This window comes from Collimonas sp. OK307 (genome assembly GCF_900113705.1).
Taxonomy (GTDB): domain Bacteria; phylum Pseudomonadota; class Gammaproteobacteria; order Burkholderiales; family Burkholderiaceae_D; genus Collimonas.
This window is the reverse complement of sequence record NZ_FOQI01000007.1, coordinates 1-19,284: the sequence shown is the minus strand read 5'-3', so window position 1 is coordinate 19,284 and position 19,284 is coordinate 1. Positions and strand designations below refer to the sequence as shown.

At 55.9% G+C, this 19,284-nt stretch carries 17 protein-coding genes, 1 rRNA gene and 1 riboswitch; of the genes, 7 read left to right on the top strand and 11 right to left on the bottom strand.

The window, feature by feature from the left end:
• Window positions 1-43: 43 nt before the first annotated feature.
• The 3 genes from BM205_RS10855 (at window position 44) to BM205_RS10845 (ending at window position 2,398) form a co-directional block, all read left to right on the top strand.
• Window positions 44-481, top strand: a complete 438-nt coding sequence (locus BM205_RS10855) for a hypothetical protein (RefSeq protein WP_175511240.1) — start codon at window positions 44-46, stop codon at window positions 479-481.
• A 125-nt stretch (window positions 482-606) separates the two neighbouring features.
• Window positions 607-1,563, top strand: a complete 957-nt coding sequence (locus BM205_RS10850; protein ID WP_092414525.1) for a homoserine kinase — start codon at window positions 607-609, stop codon at window positions 1,561-1,563.
• A 34-nt stretch (window positions 1,564-1,597) separates the two neighbouring features.
• Window positions 1,598-2,398 (top strand): BPSS1780 family membrane protein, encoded by an 801-nt coding sequence (locus BM205_RS10845; RefSeq protein WP_092414524.1) that lies wholly within the window; start codon window positions 1,598-1,600, stop codon window positions 2,396-2,398.
• Between the two features lie 34 nt (window positions 2,399-2,432).
• Here BM205_RS10845 and BM205_RS10840 read toward each other — a convergent pair whose 3' ends face one another.
• Entirely contained in the window at window positions 2,433-4,712 is a 2,280-nt protein-coding gene (locus tag BM205_RS10840) for a UvrD-helicase domain-containing protein (RefSeq protein WP_092414523.1), read from the bottom strand.
• Between the two features lie 199 nt (window positions 4,713-4,911).
• Between BM205_RS10840 and BM205_RS10835 the strand changes: the two genes are divergently transcribed.
• A complete protein-coding gene (locus BM205_RS10835; protein ID WP_092414522.1) occupies window positions 4,912-6,165 on the top strand; it encodes an MFS transporter in 1,254 nt (417 codons plus the stop codon).
• A 108-nt stretch (window positions 6,166-6,273) separates the two neighbouring features.
• Complete coding sequence (locus BM205_RS10830) at window positions 6,274-6,762, top strand: Dps family protein (RefSeq protein WP_092414521.1); 489 nt, start codon at window positions 6,274-6,276, stop codon at window positions 6,760-6,762.
• Window positions 6,763-6,811: 49 nt separating this feature from the next.
• Here the strand turns inward: BM205_RS10830 and thiE are convergent, their stop codons facing one another.
• From thiE to thiC, 5 genes are all read right to left on the bottom strand, one after another.
• Window positions 6,812-7,426, bottom strand: a complete 615-nt coding sequence (thiE, locus tag BM205_RS10825) for a thiamine phosphate synthase (protein WP_092414520.1) — start codon at window positions 7,424-7,426, stop codon at window positions 6,812-6,814.
• Between the two features lie 4 nt (window positions 7,427-7,430).
• Entirely contained in the window at window positions 7,431-8,249 is an 819-nt protein-coding gene (locus tag BM205_RS10820) for a bifunctional hydroxymethylpyrimidine kinase/phosphomethylpyrimidine kinase (RefSeq protein WP_092414690.1), read from the bottom strand.
• Between the two features lie 14 nt (window positions 8,250-8,263).
• On the bottom strand, window positions 8,264-9,076 hold the full coding sequence (locus BM205_RS10815; protein WP_092414519.1) for a thiazole synthase: 813 nt from the start codon (window positions 9,074-9,076) through the stop codon (window positions 8,264-8,266).
• Window positions 9,077-9,259: 183 nt separating this feature from the next.
• Window positions 9,260-9,460 (bottom strand): sulfur carrier protein ThiS, encoded by a 201-nt coding sequence (gene thiS / locus BM205_RS10810; RefSeq protein WP_038485558.1) that lies wholly within the window; start codon window positions 9,458-9,460, stop codon window positions 9,260-9,262.
• A 245-nt stretch (window positions 9,461-9,705) separates the two neighbouring features.
• On the bottom strand, window positions 9,706-11,619 hold the full coding sequence (gene thiC / locus BM205_RS10800; RefSeq protein WP_092414517.1) for a phosphomethylpyrimidine synthase ThiC: 1,914 nt from the start codon (window positions 11,617-11,619) through the stop codon (window positions 9,706-9,708).
• Window positions 11,620-11,719: 100 nt separating this feature from the next.
• Window positions 11,720-11,827, bottom strand: a riboswitch (TPP riboswitch).
• Window positions 11,828-12,086: 259 nt separating this feature from the next.
• Between thiC and BM205_RS10795 the strand changes: the two genes are divergently transcribed.
• Both BM205_RS10795 and BM205_RS10790 read left to right on the top strand, forming a co-directional pair.
• On the top strand, window positions 12,087-14,921 hold the full coding sequence (locus BM205_RS10795) for a valine--tRNA ligase (RefSeq protein ID WP_092414516.1): 2,835 nt from the start codon (window positions 12,087-12,089) through the stop codon (window positions 14,919-14,921).
• Between the two features lie 68 nt (window positions 14,922-14,989).
• Window positions 14,990-15,451, top strand: coding sequence for a DUF2147 domain-containing protein (locus BM205_RS10790; RefSeq protein ID WP_092414515.1), 462 nt, complete (start codon window positions 14,990-14,992; stop codon window positions 15,449-15,451).
• A 102-nt stretch (window positions 15,452-15,553) separates the two neighbouring features.
• Here BM205_RS10790 and BM205_RS10785 read toward each other — a convergent pair whose 3' ends face one another.
• The 5 genes from BM205_RS10785 to rrf all read right to left on the bottom strand — a co-directional run bounded on the left by BM205_RS10785 (window position 15,554) and on the right by rrf (window position 19,104).
• A complete protein-coding gene (locus tag BM205_RS10785; RefSeq protein WP_092414514.1) occupies window positions 15,554-16,396 on the bottom strand; it encodes a 2-keto-4-pentenoate hydratase in 843 nt (280 codons plus the stop codon).
• 140 nt (window positions 16,397-16,536) lie between these two features.
• Window positions 16,537-16,989 (bottom strand): YaiI/YqxD family protein, encoded by a 453-nt coding sequence (locus BM205_RS10780; protein ID WP_092414689.1) that lies wholly within the window; start codon window positions 16,987-16,989, stop codon window positions 16,537-16,539.
• 55 nt (window positions 16,990-17,044) lie between these two features.
• Window positions 17,045-18,103 (bottom strand): Holliday junction branch migration DNA helicase RuvB, encoded by a 1,059-nt coding sequence (ruvB, locus tag BM205_RS10775; RefSeq protein ID WP_092414513.1) that lies wholly within the window; start codon window positions 18,101-18,103, stop codon window positions 17,045-17,047.
• 142 nt (window positions 18,104-18,245) lie between these two features.
• Window positions 18,246-18,824, bottom strand: coding sequence for a Holliday junction branch migration protein RuvA (gene ruvA / locus BM205_RS10770; RefSeq protein ID WP_092414512.1), 579 nt, complete (start codon window positions 18,822-18,824; stop codon window positions 18,246-18,248).
• A 167-nt stretch (window positions 18,825-18,991) separates the two neighbouring features.
• A 5S ribosomal RNA gene (gene rrf, locus BM205_RS10765) occupies window positions 18,992-19,104 on the bottom strand.
• Between the last annotated feature and the right edge of the window lie 180 nt (window positions 19,105-19,284).

Below are 19,284 nucleotides of genomic sequence, written 5' to 3'. Positions count from 1 at the left end.
ATGAAGACTTCCATCTTGCTTTACTCAAGGTAGCCAAATTCTCATGAATAAATCTAAAGTCTGGCAGTTGCTGATCGTATGTGTTGCCTCATTGGCAACGCCTTTAATTGTTGCTGCGCAGCAAACAAGTCAGTCGCCCAAGACCGTCGCACCGCCGCCGCCTGAGCTGCAAAAGCTGGAGGAAGGCGAAGCGCCGTCCGTCACCGTGCGCAAGCCGGGTGAAGCGCCAGGCGACATCACGCAAAAGACGGAGCAAGGCCGGGTTACCGAGATCAAGGTCAATAGCGGCAACAGTACGTACTACGTGAAGCCGCAGTCGACGGCGGGTACTTTGCAGCCGGGCGACGGGCCTGTGCGCGGGGCGCAATGGCAGATCAAGGAATTCGATATGGGCCACAAGCAACGCAAGGAAGGCGAGGCGGCACAGGCCGACGCCGACGCCGGCTTGCCGCCACCGACCGTGGCGACACCCAAGAACTAATTAAGCAAAAGCAACCGTAGCCACGCGGCGCGAGCGGTTACCACCGCCTTTGCGCCGCGTATTTATTCCGACATTATCCCGACACGGCATTGCCCCTGTCCCTTCTACGATCTCCGATTTTTCCCATGGCAGTATTTACCCCCGTCACGCTAGACGATCTCACACAGTGGATCCCTCCCTTTTCCTTAGGCAAGGCACTGGCAATCAGGGGGATTTCCTCCGGCATCGAAAACAGTAATTTTTTCATCAATACCGAGCGCGGGGAATATGTGCTGACGGTGTTTGAAAAGCTGAGTTTCGAACAATTGCCGTTTTACCTGGAATTGATGCGCCATCTGGCGCAGCGCGGCGTACTGGTGCCCGAGCCTGTCGCCAACCTGCAGGGCCAGATCCTTAATCCCCTGCACGGCAAGCCGGCTGCCATCGTCACCAAGCTGGAGGGCGATTGCCAACTGGCTCCGGCAGCGGTACATTGCGCTGAAGTAGGCGCGATGCTGGCAAAAATGCATCTGGCGGCACAAGACTTTCCAATTCGCCAACCCAATTTGCGCGGTCTGCCCTGGTGGCGCGAAACCACTCCGGTGGTATTGCCGTACCTGCCAGAAGACGGGCAACAGCTGTTGCGCAGCGAGATGGCGTTCCAGGAGACATTCGCCGCCTCGGAGACTTATCGCCAGTTACCGAACGGCCCGGTCCACGCCGACCTGTTCCGCAACAATGTGATGTTCGACGGCGACCGGCTGACAGGATTTTTTGATTTCTACTTCGCCGGTTGCGATACCTGGCTGTTTGACCTGGCAGTGACGGTGAATGACTGGTGCATCAACCTGGCCGACGGCCAGCTTGACGTTATCAGGGTGAGAGCGATGCTGGATGCATACCACGCGGTGCGGCCGTTCAGCGCTGCAGAGCAAGATGCATGGCAAGCAACATTACGCGCCGGTGCACTGCGTTTCTGGTTGTCACGACTCTACGATTTTTATTTACCGCGCGAGGCAGAAATGTTGACGCCGCACGATCCGACTCACTTCGAACGGATTTTGCGACAACGTGTGTCTCATCCGGCCCCGGCGCTGTATTAAGTGGAATTCTTAAACGAAATTCTTGATTGAAATAATGGAAAAATTGCCTGCAAAAACCGGATGGATATGGATAAAGGAAGGGTTTGCGTTGTTCCGCAAACAACCTGCCGAAATCTCCACACTATTCCTGGCCTATATGTTCTTGATGCTGGCGCTTAATATCGTCCCGCTGTTGGGGCAGGTGCTGCCGCTGGTTCTGGTCCCGGTATTTGCCATGTCCTTCATGCAGGCTTGCGTGAATATCGAACAAGGCAAACGCGTCTATCCCAATCTGTTGCTGATCGGCTTTCGCTCACCGGCCTTGAAGAACCTGCTGACACTGGGCGCCCTCTACCTGGTGGCGGCGGTCATCGCGCTTGCCGCCTCGACCCTGATTGACGGCGGCGTGTTCTGGACCGCGGTAACCGGCCAGGCCGCGCTCGACGCCAAAGATATCCAACAGTCCAACATGTCGCTGGCGATGCTTTTTTCTGCCGCGGTCTACGTCCCGGCGGCAATGGCATTCTGGTATGCGGCGCCGCTCATCATGTGGCAAAAAATGGGGGTAATGAAAGCCGTTTTCTACAGCTTCTTCGCGGTATCGCGCGAGATGAAAGCCTTTACCGTCTACGGGCTGGCCTGGGCCGCCATCGGCGTTGTGCTGCCGGCGATCATCAGCGTATTGATTGCAGTGCTGGTCGGTAACCAGGCTGTCACGCTCATGATCCTGTTACCGTTATCGATTGCGCTGACAGTGGTGATGTATTGCTCTTTCTACCCGACATATACCCACATCTTTGGCAAGCCGGGAGCCGACTTGCCGCCGTCGCAGGACGCTCCTCCTGTGCAAGAGTAAACGCAGGGTGGGCACAAGTGCCCACCCTGCCTTCCTAGGCGACCTTCTCCAGCTTCGCCACACTCAGATCCAGCAGCTTCATACCGTGCTTGCCGAAATTGATATGGGCGCGGGCGTTACCGCCGCTGCCTTCAATATTGACGATCACGCCTTCACCGAATTTCAGGTGCTCCACATTTTCACCGATGCGCCAGCCGATATCGCGCTTGCCGAAATTCTTGGCGATGCTGTTGGCTGCCTTCTCGGGCGCCTCATCCCAAGCCGATTTCGAATTCGCGAACCAGCTATGCTGCTGCACTTTCGGCGACAGCCATTTCAAAGCATCTTCCGGCAACTCGTCGAAAAAGCGTGAACGCATGTTGTAACGTGTCTGGCCGTGCAGCATCCGGGTTTGTGAAAAACTCATGTAAAGACGTTTCTTGGCACGCGTGATGGCGACGTACATCAGACGCCGTTCTTCTTCGACACCCGCATCTTCTTTCTGTGAATTCTCGTGCGGGAACAACCCCTCTTCCAGGCCGGTGATGAATACCGCATCAAACTCCAGGCCTTTGGCTGAGTGCACGGTCATCAGTTGCAAGGCGTCCTCGCCGGCTTGAGCCTGATTGTTTCCAGCCTCCAGCGACGCATGCGAGAGGAATGCCGACAACGGCGACATCACCGCCGCCAACGGTGCGTCGGCATCGAAAATTTCAATGCCGTCGGCTGTCGTGATGGCAGCACCTGACACCGCCTGAGCCTTGGGGCCGAGCAGAGCAGGCGCATCGGCGCCAAACCCTTCTTCCGAGACAAACAAGGCGGCAGCATTGACTAGCTGCTCCAGATTCTCGATACGATCCGCACCTTCCCGTTCATTGCGGTAGTGTTGCATCAACCCGCTCATGTCGAGCACGATCTGCACCATTTCCGGCAACGGCAAATGCTGGGTTTCAAAGCGCCCGCCTTCGATCAGCTTGAGGAATGATCCGAGGGTGGCGCCAGCCTTGCCGGCCACATACGGTACCGCTGCGTAGAGGGAGATGCCATATTGTCTGGCCGCGTCCTGCAGTTGTTCCAGGGAGCGCGCGCCAATCCCGCGTGCGGGGAAATTCACCACGCGCAAGAACGCCGAATCATTGTGCGGATTATCCATCAGCTGCAAATAGGCGACCGCATGCTTGACTTCGGCACGCTCGAAATAACGCTGGCCGCCGTAGACGCGATATGGGATACCGGACGCCACCAACGCATGTTCAATCACCCGCGATTGCGCATTGGAGCGGTACAGCACAGCGATTTCGCTGCGTGTGGCGCCCTCGTTGATCAGGCTCTTGGTCTCTTCGATAATCCACTGCGCTTCCTGCAAATCGCTGGTGGATTCGTAGATTCTGACTGGTTCGCCATGACCGGCATCGGTGCGCAAATTCTTGCCGAGACGTTTGGTGTTGTTCGCAATCAGGGTGTTGGCGCTATCCAGGATATGACCGTGCGAACGATAATTCTGCTCCAGCTTGATGACGTTTTCGACCCTGAATTCGCGCTCGAACGCGGTCATGTTGCCGACATTGGCGCCGCGGAAAGCGTAGATGCTCTGGTCGTCATCGCCGACGGCAAACACCGCACCGCGCTGGCCAGCCATCAGCTTGAGCCATTTGTATTGCAGATCGTTGGTATCCTGGAACTCGTCCACCAGGATGTGCTGGAAACGCGATTGATAGTGCTCGCGCAACGGCTGGTTGCGGCTCAGCAGTTCATAGGTGCGCAACAGCAGTTCGGCAAAATCGACCACGCCTTCGCGCTGGCATTGCTGGTCGTACAAATCGTACAGCTCGACGAACTTGCGGTTGTAATCGTCGTTAGCTTCGACTTCATTGGCGCGCAGGCCTTGATCCTTGGCGCCGTTGATGAAGTACATCAGATTCCGCGGCGGATACTTTTCATCATCGACATTCATCGCTTTCAGCAAGCGTTTGATCGCCGACAACTGGTCTTGTGAATCCAGGATCTGGAAGGTCTGCGGCAATCCTGCATCGCGATAATGCGCGCGCAGCAACCGATTGCACAAGCCGTGGAAAGTGCCGATCCACATGCCGCGCGTGTTGATCGGCAACATCGCCGACAAGCGCGTCATCATTTCTTTCGAGGCTTTATTGGTAAACGTCACCGCCAGCACGCCGGCCGGCGATACCTGGCCGGTCTGGATCAGCCAGGCGATGCGGGTGGTCAGCACACGCGTTTTGCCGGAGCCGGCGCCCGCCAGGATAAGTGCCGATTGCGCAGGCAAGGTAACTGCCGCGAGTTGTTCTGGATTGAGGTTGTGAAGAAGATTTTGCATCTCCGTATTATAAGCTGCGGGCGCACCTGCCTGATGACCAGATCATGATTGATCTTGGCTTAACTTAATTGAACTCGGCCTAAACTTATGGCAAATATTGCCAGCGCCAGCAATATCCAGGCTAGAAGCGTAAAATACCGCATTGCATCATTGTCTACACCTTCGTAACAATCAACTCCCATCTACCAAGTCGTCCATCATGTCAGAAGAAGTTCGTCTCGACCGCGCCAGCCAGTCGCCATCCGAGACCGTCGTAATCGCCGCAATCCCCGAGACCGCAGTTACTTTCCACATTGTCTCTACGGCATTTTTTACTTTCATTTGCTATCTTGCCATCGGCATTCCGCTGGCAGTACTGCCCGGCTACGTCCACACCGACCTCGGCTACAGCTCCGTGCTGGCTGGCCTGGCAATCAGCATGCAGTATCTGGCAACTTTGCTGAGTCGCCCGCTGGCTGGCCGCATGGCCGATTCAGTCGGCCCCAAAACCGCCGTGTTACGTGGCTTGATCGGTTGCAGCCTCAGCGGCGCATTCCTGCTGATAGCGGCGTTTTTTACCCATATACCGGCACTTAGCCTCGCCATCCTGCTGATAGGCCGCCTGGTACTTGGCTGCGGCGAGAGCATGGTAGGCACCGGCGCCATTACCTGGGGCATAGGCCGGGTTGGCGCCCAACACACGGCTCGCATGATTTCCTGGAATGGCATCGCCACCTATGGCGCGTTGGCGATCGGCGCCCCGCTGGGCGTGGTGATCGCCCATACCTGGGGTTTGGCGGCAGTCGGCGCTACGGTGACAGTGTTATCGCTAGGCGGTTTCTTCCTTGCCCGCATAAAGGCTGCGACAGCCGTGGTGCGCGGTGAGCACTTGCCGTTTCAACATGTATTACGCAAAGTATTTCCACATGGCATGGGCCTCGCATTGGGCTCGATCGGGTTCGGTTCTATCGCCACCTTCATCACCTTGTTTTATGCCAGCCACCAGTGGCCGAATGCAGCATTTGCACTGACCATGTTCGGCACCTTCTTTGTCGGTGCACGCCTGTTGTTTGCCCACACCATCTCGCGCTTCGGTGGCTTCCGGGTCGCGATCATCTGTTTTTCGGTGGAGGCACTCGGGTTGCTGTTGCTATGGCAAGCAGGATCGCCGACGCTGGCGCTGGTTGGCGCGGCGCTCACCGGCTTCGGTTTTGCGTTGATCTTCCCTGCGCTCGGAGTGGAAGCGGTGAATCTGGTGCCGGCCAATAACCGCGGCAGCGCCTTGGGCGCTTACTCGGTGTTCCTGGATCTGGCGCTGGGCGTCACCGGTCCGCTGGCTGGACTGATCGTGAGCGAATTCGGCTATCCCGAGGTATTCCTGTTTGCCGCAGTGGCGTCGCTGGCGGCGGTAGCGTTGACCGTCAACATGTATCGGAGCTCGCAGCGGACGTCAGGCACACCTGTCGCCGGCTAGAAAACACGTTGCTGCGGCGCTAAAACACACGCTTTTCTTTGTCTCTTGTAAATTGACATAGAATCGAGCTGCATATCTTCATACATCACTGTCAGAAGGAGTAGCGCAATGGTAAAGAAAAGCGTCGCAGTCATCGACATCGGCATCAGCGACAAGGATCGCAAGAAGATCGCCGACGGACTCAGCAAGCTGCTGGCCGATACCTACACCCTGTACCTGAAAACCCATAACTTCCACTGGAACGTGACCGGGCCGATGTTCAATACATTGCACCTGATGTTTGAAACCCAGTACAACGAACTGTGGCTGGCGGTGGACTTGATTGCGGAACGTATACGCGCGCTCGGCTATCCTGCGCCGGCTACCTACAAGGCCTTTGCCAAGCTGACTTCGATTTCGGAAGAAGAAGGCGTGCCGACCGCGACTGCCATGATCCAGCAACTGGTGCAGGGACAGGAAGCCGTGACCCGCACCGCGCGTTCGATTTTCCCCGTAGTGGATGCAGCAGCCGATGAGCCGACTGCAGACTTGCTGACGCAGCGCATGCAGCTGCATGAGAAAAATGCGTGGATGCTGCGTAGTTTGTTGGAAACCTGACTGGCTTCGGCACAAGTGATCGCGGTTATATAACCGCGGTCATGGGCGCCTATTTGTTTGCGAACAGGGTCACAAAGCTGCGCGCGGCGGCAGTCGGATCATCTGCCAGATAAACACTGCTGATAGCCGCAACCATGTCTGCGCCGGCAGCAATCAAAGGCACCGCATTCTCTTGCGTCATGCCGCCAATAACCACATTCGGCACAGCGATTTCCGCCTTAGCCCGCGTGACTATATCGGGCGATGTAGTTACCGGATATTTCTTGACCCGCGATGGATAGAATCCGCCGAACGCCACATAACTGGCGCCGGCACGATACGCGGCATGCGCCAGTTCCAGATCGCCATAGCAGGAAGCGCCGACGATCTTGTCCGCACCGACCATCGCCCGCACCTCCGCCACGCTGGCATCGGTGCCGCCGACATGAATGCCATCCGCATCCAGCTCCAGGCACAGATCAACATAGTCATTGATAATGAGCGGACGCTGGTAACGGCGACACAGGCTCAGCAACGCTTCTGCCTGTTGCTTCCGCAAAACTGCATCGGCGGTTTTATGGCGATACTGCAGCAGCGCCGCGCCGCCTTGCAAGGCTTGCTCGGTTACGCGTAGCAGCTTCTCGGTGTCATCCCAATCGGGTGTGACGATGTATAAACCTTTCATCGCTTTATCCTCGTAATTTTAGAAATGGCAGAGTCCGGCTCGGTATGCGCTGGCCGGAAGCAATTGCATAGGATTCGGTCAAAGTCTGCTGGCAATAAATTTGTGCGGCATCGATGGCCTGCTCGATATCCATGCCTTGCGCCAGCAGCGCTGACAGTGCCGCCGCCAGCGTGCAACCGCTGCCATGAAACTCGCCCGGCAAGCGCGGCCAGCTCCAGTTGCGATGCTGTGTCCTGCTGACCCAGCGGTTCAATACCTCATCTCGTTCCGGACCATGGCCACCCTTCAGCAACACATGTTGGCAACCGCGTTCAAGCAGCATCGCGGCTTGTTGTTCCGGACTTGCCTGGGCGCCGCACAGGCGATCCGCCTCGACCCGATTCGGCGTAATCACCGTGGCAAGTTCAAACAAAGGAGCGAGTGCTGCAACCGGATCTTCGCTGGCCAGGCTATCTCCATGGCCATTCGCCAGCACCGGATCAAACACCACTGGCAAATCCGGTTGCCGTGCACGTAGATCACGGATGATTGCTGCAATCGCCTCGGCATTGGCGCGATTACCGACGATACCCAATTTGACCGCGGAGATATCGATACGGTCGAGCAGCACCTGGGCTTGCTGCCGCACCAGATCTGCTGCGACCGGAAAAACGCCGAACACCCGCTCGTTGTCCTGAACCGTCAGCACTGTTACTACCGACAACGGATGCGCCCCGAGCGCCGTAATCGCGGTGATATCGGCTTGCATGCCAGCGCCGCCGCTCGGGTCCGAACCGGAAAACACCAGCACGCAGGCCGGCTCTGCTGTGCCGGCCGTGTCGATGTTTACCGAATCGTTCACTTGACTCGTCCGGCCATCGGAGAAGATGGCGATGCCGCAAAGCGCTTCGGAATCCGGCCGGCGAGAAAGGCTTCGCGTCCGGCTTCGATCGCCAGCCGCATCGCCCTGGCCATGCGGATCGGATCCTGCGCGCCGGCAATCGCGGTATTCATCAACACACCGTCGCAGCCCAGCTCCATTGCAATCGCCGCATCGGACGCGGTGCCGACGCCGGCATCGACCAGTACCGGCACCTTGGCCTGCTCGATAATCAGCGACAGATTCCATGGATTCAAAATGCCCATGCCGGAACCGATCAGCGACGCCAGCGGCATCACCGCCACGCAGCCGATTTCTTCCAGTATGCGTGCCTGGATCGGATCGTCGCTGCAGTACACCATGACGTCGAAACCGTCCTTGACCAAGGCTTCGGCCGCTTTCAACGTCTCCGGCATATTGGGAAACAGCGTGCGCTCGTCGCCCAGTACTTCCAGCTTGGCCAGCTTGTGCCCGTTCAGCAATTCACGTCCGAGTTGCAGCGTATAAACCGCATCCGCCGCGGTATAGCAGCCGGCAGTGTTGGGCAGGATGGTGTAACGCGATGGCGGCACAACGTCCAGCAAATTCGGCGCCTTCGGATCCTGGCCGATGTTGACCCGACGAATCGCCACCGTGATGATTTCGGCGCCACTGGCTTCGGTGGCGGCGCGCGTTTGCTCCAGGTCACGATACTTGCCGCTGCCTACCAGCAGCCGTGAGCTGTAGATTTTGCCGGCTATGGTAAGGCCGGTATCTGGTTGTCCCGTCTCAGGGGTTGAGTTCAGATTCATGACAAATCCTTTCGGTATAAAACACTATTGCACGACGTATTTGTTTGCATCCAAATGACTCTGTGCCGCCTCCAGAAACCGTAGCGAGCGGCTCAAGGTCTGGGTAAGAAGCACAGCCGTACGAAAGTACGGCGAGCATCGCAGCCCAGAGATTGAGTCGCGCAGTAGGTTTATGGAGGTGGATTAACCACCGCCGATAGCGCGCACCACATCGACCTTGTCTTCCGGCTGTAAGACGCGTTGCGGCCACAAACTGGCCGGCACCACCTGCCGGTTGACTGCCACCGCAACAGCTTTCCCGGCCAGTTCCAGCGCCACGATCAGCTGTTGCAGGTTCTCGCCGTCGGCCAGCGGATGCGGCGCGCCATTGAGTACGATTTCCATCATTCTAGAGACGGTAGTAGAACGCGCCCGAGTGTGCTTTTGCCGGTGTGTGTGGCAAGGCGCGACGACGCGGCAGGGTTTTCCCCTGCAAGGAGGAGCAACGCCGCCAGGCGCTGCGGCAAAAGTGCAATCGGGCGCGTAACGCTCTCACCCTTTAGATGCACGACTAGATTTCTCATATTTCCGGTGTCCATGTAACTCTCCAAACATAAGCAAGTGGTCTACTGCCGTTTCTAGGATTAGCCTCACTGCTTGCTGTAGATTTCCGCGCCGTTCTTGACGAACTCGATCGCCTTGACCTCCATCCCCTTCTTGATCGCGGCGATTTCGGAAATGCCTTGCGCGGCAGCGTATTCGCGCACTTCCTGCGTGATCTTCATGGAACAAAAATGCGGCCCGCACATCGAGCAGAAATGCGCCACCTTGGCGGAATCCTTAGGCAAGGTTTCATCGTGGAATTCACGCGCCTTATCCGGATCGAGACCGATATTGAACTGGTCTTCCCAACGGAATTCGAAACGCGCTTTCGACAAGGCGTTATCGCGAATCTGCGCGCCGGGATGGCCCTTGGCCAGATCGGCTGCATGCGCTGCGATCTTGTAGGTGATGATGCCGTCCTTGACGTCGACCTTGTTCGGCAAGCCGAGATGTTCCTTCGGCGTGACATAGCACAGCATCGCGGTACCGTACCAGCCGATGGTGGCGGCGCCGATACCGGAAGTGATGTGGTCGTAGCCCGGTGCAATATCGGTAGTCAATGGTCCCAGCGTGTAAAACGGCGCTTCGTGGCACTGTTCCAGTTGCAGGTCCATGTTTTCCTTGATCAGGTGCATCGGTACATGGCCCGGGCCTTCGATCATTACTTGCACGTCGTGCTTCCAGGCGATCTGGGTCAGTTCGCCCAGGGTCTTCAGTTCACCCAGTTGCGCTTCATCGTTGGCATCATAGATCGACCCCGGACGCAAGCCATCACCGAGGCTGAAGCTGACGTCATAGGCTTTCATGATTTCGCAGATGTCTTCGAAATGGTCGTACAGGAACGATTCGCGATGATGCGCCAGGCACCATTTAGCCATGATGGAACCGCCACGGCTGACGATGCCGGTCAGCCGCTTGGCAGTCATCGGCACGTATTGCAGGCGGACGCCGGCATGGATGGTGAAATAATCGACGCCCTGCTCGGCTTGCTCGATCAGTGTGTCGCGGAAAATTTCCCAGGTCAGGTCTTCGGCTTTGCCGTTGACCTTTTCCAGCGCCTGGTAAATTGGCACGGTACCGATCGGCACCGGCGAATTGCGGATGATCCATTCGCGTGTTTCGTGGATGTGTTTGCCGGTCGACAGGTCCATGACGTTGTCGCCGCCCCAGCGGATCGCCCAGGTCATCTTTTCGACTTCTTCGCCGATCGAGGATGTCACTGCGGAGTTGCCGATGTTGGCGTTGATCTTGACCAGGAAATTACGGCCGATGATCATCGGTTCGATTTCCGGGTGATTGATGTTGGCGGGGATGATCGCGCGGCCGCGGGCGATTTCGTCGCGCACGAATTCCGGCGTGATTTCTGCGGGCAGCGAAGCGCCGAACGATTGACCAGGATGCTGGCGGCCCATCAGGTCGGCCAGCTTGTTGCCCATCGGACCGGAGGCTTTCAGCTCTTCCAGGTATTCCTTGCGGCGCATGTTTTCGCGGATCGCGACGAATTCCATTTCCGGCGTGACGATGCCTTGGCGCGCATAGTGCATTTGCGAGACGTTCTTGCCGGTCTTGGCGCGGCGCGGTTTGCGGTGCAGGTTGAAACGCAATTCCGCAAGTTTCGGATCGTTCAGGCGTTCGATGCCGTATTCCGAGCTAGGGCCTGGCAATTCTTCAGTGTCGTCGCGTTCCATGATCCATGGCAGGCGCGGAGTCGCCAGGCCGGAGCGGATATCGATCTTCACGTCAGGATCGCTGTACGGTCCGGAAGTGTCATAGACATAGATCGGCGGATTCTTTTCGGCGCCGAACGAAGCTGGCGTATCCGACTGGCTGATCTGACGCATTGGAACGCGAATGTCGGGACGCGAACCGGTGATATAGATCTTGCGCGAATTCGGCAGAGGATGGATTGCGGCTTCATCCACCGTAGCAGTGGCGGACAGGAATTTTGGGTTGGCGTTCAATTTTGGCTCCTTTGCTTGTATTTCATATGGCTTGGAGCCAGCAAAGGAGTTTTCGAGTCTAGTGGCGCGGGCTCACGGTGAAATCTTGTGAATCGGCCGACAATATTCTCGACAGCTTCCCTTCGCTGGCATTACCCAGATCAGGTTCGAGGGTATTTCTCACCCGATTGCATTAACATTTCAGCAATCAGGACCCCTAGCGTTCGCTGTCCCGACGTTCAAAGCTCGAGACAACGGAAAAGATTTTACACCCGCAATCGGCTCGCGGTATATCGAAAATGCGGGCTTCCTTATCTCAGGTCAAGTATAGAAGCCGCATTGAAGCCGCATTCGTGGCAATTTCGTCTACACGATTTGTGTTTACGCCAAAAAACCATGCGCCCCGGACAGCATTGTTAGGAGCGAGTCGGCTGCGTACTTTATAATCATCGTTTTAGATCGCTTTTAGCAAAGAACCCTAACAAATCATGGAATTAGCCAAGTCTTTCGACCCTGCCGAGATTGAACAATTCTGGCGTACGGAATGGGAAAAACGCGGGTACTACACTGCCACCACCGACGCGGACAAACCGTCCTTCAGCATTCAGTTGCCGCCGCCCAACGTGACTGGCACGCTACACATGGGCCATGCTTTCAATCAAACCATCATGGATGGCTTGACCCGTTATCACCGCATGCGCGGTTTTAACACGGCATGGATTCCGGGTACCGATCACGCCGGCATCGCCACACAAATTGTGGTCGAACGGCAACTTGATGCGCAGAAAATTTCGCGCCACGATCTTGGCCGTGAAAAATTCGTTGAAAAAGTCTGGGAATGGAAAGAACAGTCGGGATCGACCATCACCGGCCAGATGCGCCGCATGGGCGCTTCGACCGACTGGAGCCGTGAATATTTCACGATGGACGACAAACTGTCGGGCACCGTGGTCGAAGTTTTTGTACGGCTGTTCGAACAAGGCCTGATCTATCGCGGCAAGCGGCTGGTGAACTGGGATCCGGTGCTGGGTACCGCCATCTCGGAATTGGAAGTGGCGTCGGAAGAAGAAGACGGTTCGATGTGGCATATCCGTTATCCGTTCGCCGATGGCAGCGGTCATCTTACGGTCGCCACCACACGCCCGGAAACCATGCTGGGCGACGTTGCCGTTGCAGTCGATCCGACTGACGAACGTTACAGCCACCTGGTTGGCAAGATGCTCAAGCTGCCGTTGACCGGTCGTGAAATCCCGGTCATCGCCGACAGCTATGTCGACAAGGAATTCGGTACCGGCTGCGTGAAGATCACTCCCGCCCATGATTTCAACGATTACGCGGTTGGCCAGCGCCATCAACTGGCGCAGATTACGATCCTGACACTGGATGCCAAGATCAATGAAAACGGCCCTGTCCAGTATCAAGGCATGGACCGTTTCGTGGCCCGCAAGCAAATCGTTGCCGACCTGGATGCACAAGGTTTGCTGGAATCGGTCAAGCCGCACAAGCTGGTAGTGCCGCGCGGCGACCGTACCGGCGTGGTCATCGAACCGATGCTGACCGATCAGTGGTTTGTCGCCATGAGCAAGCCGGCGCCAGAGGGCACGCACTTCCCGGGCAAATCAATTGCTGAAGTCGCTCTGGAAAAAGTCGCTAACGGCGAAATCCAGATGATCCCGGAAAACTGGAGCAATACGTACAACCAGTGGCTCAACAATATCCAGGACTGGTGCATTTCACGCCAACTGTGGTGGGGCCATCAGATTCCGGCCTGGTATGCCGACGACGGCAAGATCTATGTCGCCCGCGATGAAGCCGCAGCCCGCGCGCAAGCTGCAGCGGCTGGTTACACCGGCGAACTGAAACGCGACGACGATGTGCTCGACACCTGGTTCTCGTCGGCGCTGGTGCCGTTCTCGACCCTGGGCTGGCCTGAAGAAACGCCGGACTACAAGATGTTCCTGCCATCGTCGGTGCTGGTCACCGGTTTTGACATCATCTTCTTCTGGGTCGCACGGATGGTCATGATGACCACCCACTTTACCGGCAAGGTGCCGTTCAAGACAGTCTATGTGCACGGCCTGGTACGCGATGGCAACGGCCAGAAAATGTCGAAGTCGAAGGGTAATACGCTCGATCCGATTGATCTGATCGATGGTATCGATCTCGATACGCTGGTGGCAAAACGCACCGTCGGCCTGATGAATCCGAAGCAAGCCGACAGTATCGCCAAAGCGACCCGCAAGGAATTTGCCGATGGCATTCCTGCCTTTGGCACCGATGCGTTGCGCTTTACCTTTGCCTCGCTGGCAACGCTGGGCCGCAATATCAATTTCGATCTCGGCCGCTGCGACGGCTACCGTAATTTCTGCAACAAATTGTGGAACGCTACCCGCTTCGTGTTGATGAACACAGAGGGTAAAGACTGCGGTTTCGAAGGCCATACACCGGGTGTCTGCGACAAGGAGAACCTGCAGTTCTCGCAAGCCGACCGCTGGATCGTTTCGCTCTTGCAGCGTACTGAAGCTGACGTCGCCAAGGGTTTCGCCGACTACCGTTTCGACAACATCGCCTCGGCCATCTACAAGTTTGTATGGGATGAATACTGCGACTGGTATCTGGAAGTCGCCAAGGTTCAGATCCAGCAAGGCAACGAAGCGCAGCAACGCGCTACACGCCGCACCTTGCTACGTGTACTGGAAGTGGTGTTGCGCCTGGCCCATCCGATTATCCCGTTTGTCACCGAAGCCCTGTGGCAAAGCGTAGCGCCGTTGACCGGCAAGGTACTCGATGCAGCCGGCGATTCGATCATGCGCCAGCCTTATCCAGAAGCGAATCTGGAAAAGATCGACGAAAGCGCTGAAGCCTGGATGACGCAATTGAAGACGCTGACTGATGCCTGCCGCAATTTGCGCGGCGAGATGCAACTGTCGCCGGCATTGCGGGTGCCGCTGATCATTGCCGGTTCGGCAGAGCAGCAAAGCACGCTGCTGTCGTTTGCACCGTATCTGCAGGCACTGGCAAAATTATCAGAAGTGCAAGTAGTAGAGACTCTACCCGAATCGCCAGCACCGGTATCGATAGTCGGTGATGCTAAGCTGCTGCTCAAAGTAGAAATTGATGTTGCAGCTGAGCGTGAACGGCTGGGCAAGGAAATCACCCGTATCGAGGGTGAAATCGTCAAAGCCCAGGCCAAGCTGGGCAACGAGAGCTTTGTGGCAAGAGCACCGGCACAGGTGGTTGCACAGGAGCAGGAACGTCTGGCCAACTTTTCGGGTACCCTTGAGAAGTTGCGCGAACAGTTTGCAAAATTAAAAGTATCTTGATTCCTCAATAACAATGTTGCGCCAGTCGGCAGCAATGCGGCTGGTACGACAGAAACAGGAGACAGAGCATGAATAAACTTTTAATACGACTTTTGACAGCGGCAATCGCCAGCAGCGCCTTGCTGGCTGGCGGTGCGTTCGCACAAGACACAAGCTCAGCAGTCGGCCTGTGGAAAAATATCGATGACCATACCGGCAAACCTAAGGCATTGATCCGTATTAGCGAAGCCAATGGTGTCCTGCATGGCAAAATCGAGAAACTGTTACGCGATCCGAGCCAGGATCAAAATCCGAAATGCCTCAAATGCGAAGGTGAGCTGAAAGACCAGCCTATCCTCGGCATGACCATTATCAATGGCATGAAAAAAGATGGTAACGAATACAATGGCGGCACCATCCTTGATCCGGATAACGGCAAGGTCTACAAAAGCAAAATGGTGGTGGTCGACGATGGCAAGAAATTGAATGTGCGCGGTTATATCGGCGTACCTTTGCTGGGCCGTACCCAGACCTGGATACGCGAAGAATAATTCGTTTGCCGGCAATGCAAGCTGTTTCGCAAAAAAAATGCCGTTCAAGCTGTTAGCTGAACGGCATTTTTCTTGCCCGCGCTATTTGTTAGCGTTAGCAGTTTAGACGAACGATACAGTCAGGCCCGGTAACGCAATCCCTGAAAAAGCAGTGACCCAGGTCTGCCCTGCCTGCACCGGATAGGCATCTGTCCAGGTACCGGTAGTAACGATCTCGCCGGCTTGCAGAGGCGCGAACTGCTGCTGCGCATTCAGCACCTGGTGCAAATGCCACAAAGCGTGCACCGGGCTGTCCAGTACATCGCTACCGAAACCGGCGCCACACAAGGTAACCGAGTCTTCGGTGCAGCACGATAACGAGACACTAGCATTGGCCAGCATGCTGGCAAGGTTGCGACGGGTAGCGGCCGACAACATATGCGGCTCGCCGACAATCAGCGTGCCGTGCAGGCCGAACGCCGCGATGGCATCGACCGCTTCGAATTTCCAGTCCGGGAAAGGACACACGACAATTTCGAAAGCGTGCGCCATCCATTCGATGCACTCGGCGATTTCTTCCAGATCCGCATCCGGCGCCGGCGTTTTTCCCAGGCTGAACACCACTTCGGGTTCGATGCGTGGCTGCACCGCGCCCTCCAGGCTTTGAATCCCGCGGTTATCTTCGGCGTAGCGCACGGTATTGTCGAAAACATGCGCCCAGATAGGGGCGTTGATCGTTTCGGTAATGCCGTATTTTGGCCAGATGGTGCGATTGCTGAATCCGACCTTGCGGCCGATCGGCGTAGCACCTTGTCCGATACTGGCGTCGAGAATGCGTTTGCTGATGTCGTATCCATCCATCGGCGACAGGACGTCAGTAGCCGACAACAGCGGCATCAATTTGGCACACGCTCGCGCATCCAGAAGCTGGTTGGCGTAACGGTTAGCTTTGGTAGACATAAGCATGGTTGGCTTGCACACTATTAGTGAAGGCTATCGTATTGTCTGTGACGTTTAATTTTTACACAAGCGCAGAAATATTGACATTCAGACACTTATATTGCGGGACGACACTGGGCCCGCGGTTCTTCGTTGATTAGAAACATTCATCGCATGCGCGATTTTTGTAAAAACTGATCCAGCTGTGATGCGAACAAATGCCGGTCGCTCTGGCTAAATGCTGCCGGACCACCGGTTTCCACACCGCTACCTCGTAACTCATCCATGAAATTACGCATCGTCAGATGCTGCTGGATGTTGTCATTGGTATAAAACTCACCACGTGGATTCAATGCCTTGCCGCCCTTTTCAAGCACATCGGCAGCAAGTGGAATATCAGCGGTGATCACCAGATCTCCCGCTTGCAGCAATCGAACAATTTCACGGTCGGCAACATCAAAGCCGGACGGTACTTGAACTGCCTTGATGAAGCGGGACGGTGGCACTCTCAACAACTTGTTAGCCACCAGAACTACAACGATTTGCAATCGATCAGCGACTCGAAACAGAATTTCCTTGATGACGTTCGGACATGCATCGGCATCAACCCAGATTTGCATTGCTGCTGGCGGCTGCGGTGTCACGTCAGCACCAGCATCGCCACCTGCAGGCGGATTAATTTTGCCCCCATAACTCACCATTCGGACCGGTACGTGGCGGTGCTACGCCAAAATGCGTATAGGCCAGCGGAGTAGCAATACGGCCGCGCGGCGTACGCTGCAAATATCCTTGCTGAATCAGGTACGGTTCGAGTACATCTTCGATCGTGTCGCGTTCTTCGCCGATAGCAGCGGCAAGATTGTCCAGACCGACCGGGCCGCCACCGAATTTGAACAACACTGCTTCCAGCAATTTTCTATCCATGACGTCGAAACCGACCGGATCGACATCCAGCATGACCAGCGCAGCATCTGCCATCGCCTTGGTGATTTCACCATTGCCTTTGACTTCGGCATAATCGCGCACCCGGCGTAACAGGCGGTTGGCGATACGCGGCGTACCGCGGCTGCGCTTGGCAATTTCAAAGGCGCCATCATCCACTATCGGCGCACCCAGCAAGGAAGCGCTACGGGTCACGATCTTGCCTAACTGTTGCGGCGTATAAAATTCAAGGCGAGCGACGATTCCGAAGCGGTCACGCAGCGGATTGGTCAGCATTCCGGCCCTGGTGGTTGCACCTACCAGCGTGAACGGTTGCAGATCCAGGCGCACTGAGCGCGCTGCCGGACCTTCGCCGATCATGATATCGATCTGATAATCCTCCAGCGCCGGATACAGGATTTCTTCCACCACTGGCGACAAACGATGGATTTCATCTATGAACAACACGTCATTGGCTTCGAGATTGGTCAGCAATGCGGCCAGATCTCCGGCGCGTTCCAGCACCGGGCCTGAAGTCTGGCGCAGATTGACGCCCATTTCGCGCGCAATGATATGTGCCAGCGTTGTCTTGCCCAAGCCCGGCGGACCGAACAGTAAAGTGTGATCCAATGCTTCGCGCCGTTGCCTGGCGGCGGTAATGAATATTTGCAGCTGGTCGCGTATTTTTTCCTGGCCGACGTATTCGTCCAGTTGCTTGGGCCGTAACGCGCGCTCGATCGCCTCTTCGTTCGGCGAAGCAGGCGTAGGAGCGATAATGCGTTGCTCGGTGAAATCGTCGGTTTGGATACTCATGGTCGGATTGTAGCCAGACTGCAGCGATTAGATATAAAAAAAGACATCCGCCCCACCAATAAAGCAATAATGATCAGCTTTGTGCTGTCCTGCAACAACTTAGTGCCACAACTTGCTGCTGCAACTTATTGCAGCAATTCACTTATAGCTTGGACAATGCTTTCAATGCCAATTTGATCCCATCTGACACGGTGGTATCTGGCGGTAGCTGCTTGAGCGCCAACATGGCTTCCTTGTCCGAATAGCCAAGCGCAATCAGGGCATTCAGGATGTCGCCGCTGACATCGCTGGCATGATGGCTGCCGACGGGTCCCAGGTCGGCACCTAGCTTACCTTTTAATTCGAGCAACAGACGTTCGGCTGTTTTCTTGCCGATACCGGGTACCTTGGTGAGCCGTCCAGCTTCCTGCATGGTGATCGCCTGCGCCAGATCTTGCACCGACATGCCGGACAGGATGGACAATGCGGTACGGGCGCCAACGCCACTGATCTTTATCAACTGCTTGAATACATTACGCTCTTCAGCGGTGCCAAAACCATATAAAACATGCGCATCTTCGCGTATCGCCAGATGCGTCAGCAAGGCCACCTTTTCACCCAGCCCAGGCAGATTATAGAAAGTACTCATCGGCACACCGACTTCATAGCCGACGCCGTTGCAATCAATCAATAATTGGGGAGGATTTTTTTCAAGCAGAATTCCGGAAAGACGACCTATCATCGCAGTTGGCCTTTATGTGAATCAATGAATCATACAGGACAACTGGTTAAAAACACAGTGGTTTTGTTGCCGCAAAGCTGAAATTGCAGGAAATGATGCTATTGCATGAATCGAAAACGCAAAGCAAAAACCCTCTGAGGATAAGCTCAGAGGGTTTTTTAATAAAAGCCTGACGATGACCTACTTTCACACTGGTTGCAGCACTATCATCGGCGCAAATTCGTTTCACGGTCCTGTTCGGGATGGGAAGGGGTGGTACCAAATCGCTATGGTCATCAGGCATAACTTGTAACCGCTGTTCGTTCTCCAGGTGGAGCAACGCACAACGCAATCTAGAAGAAGTAGTTTTTTAACCCGGGTTCACTAGGGTGAGTGAACCCGGTTGGGTATGAATGTCCAAATGGTGTGTTACACCTTGGCAAACAAATAAGCTCATCATATAACCTGCTAAGGTTATAGG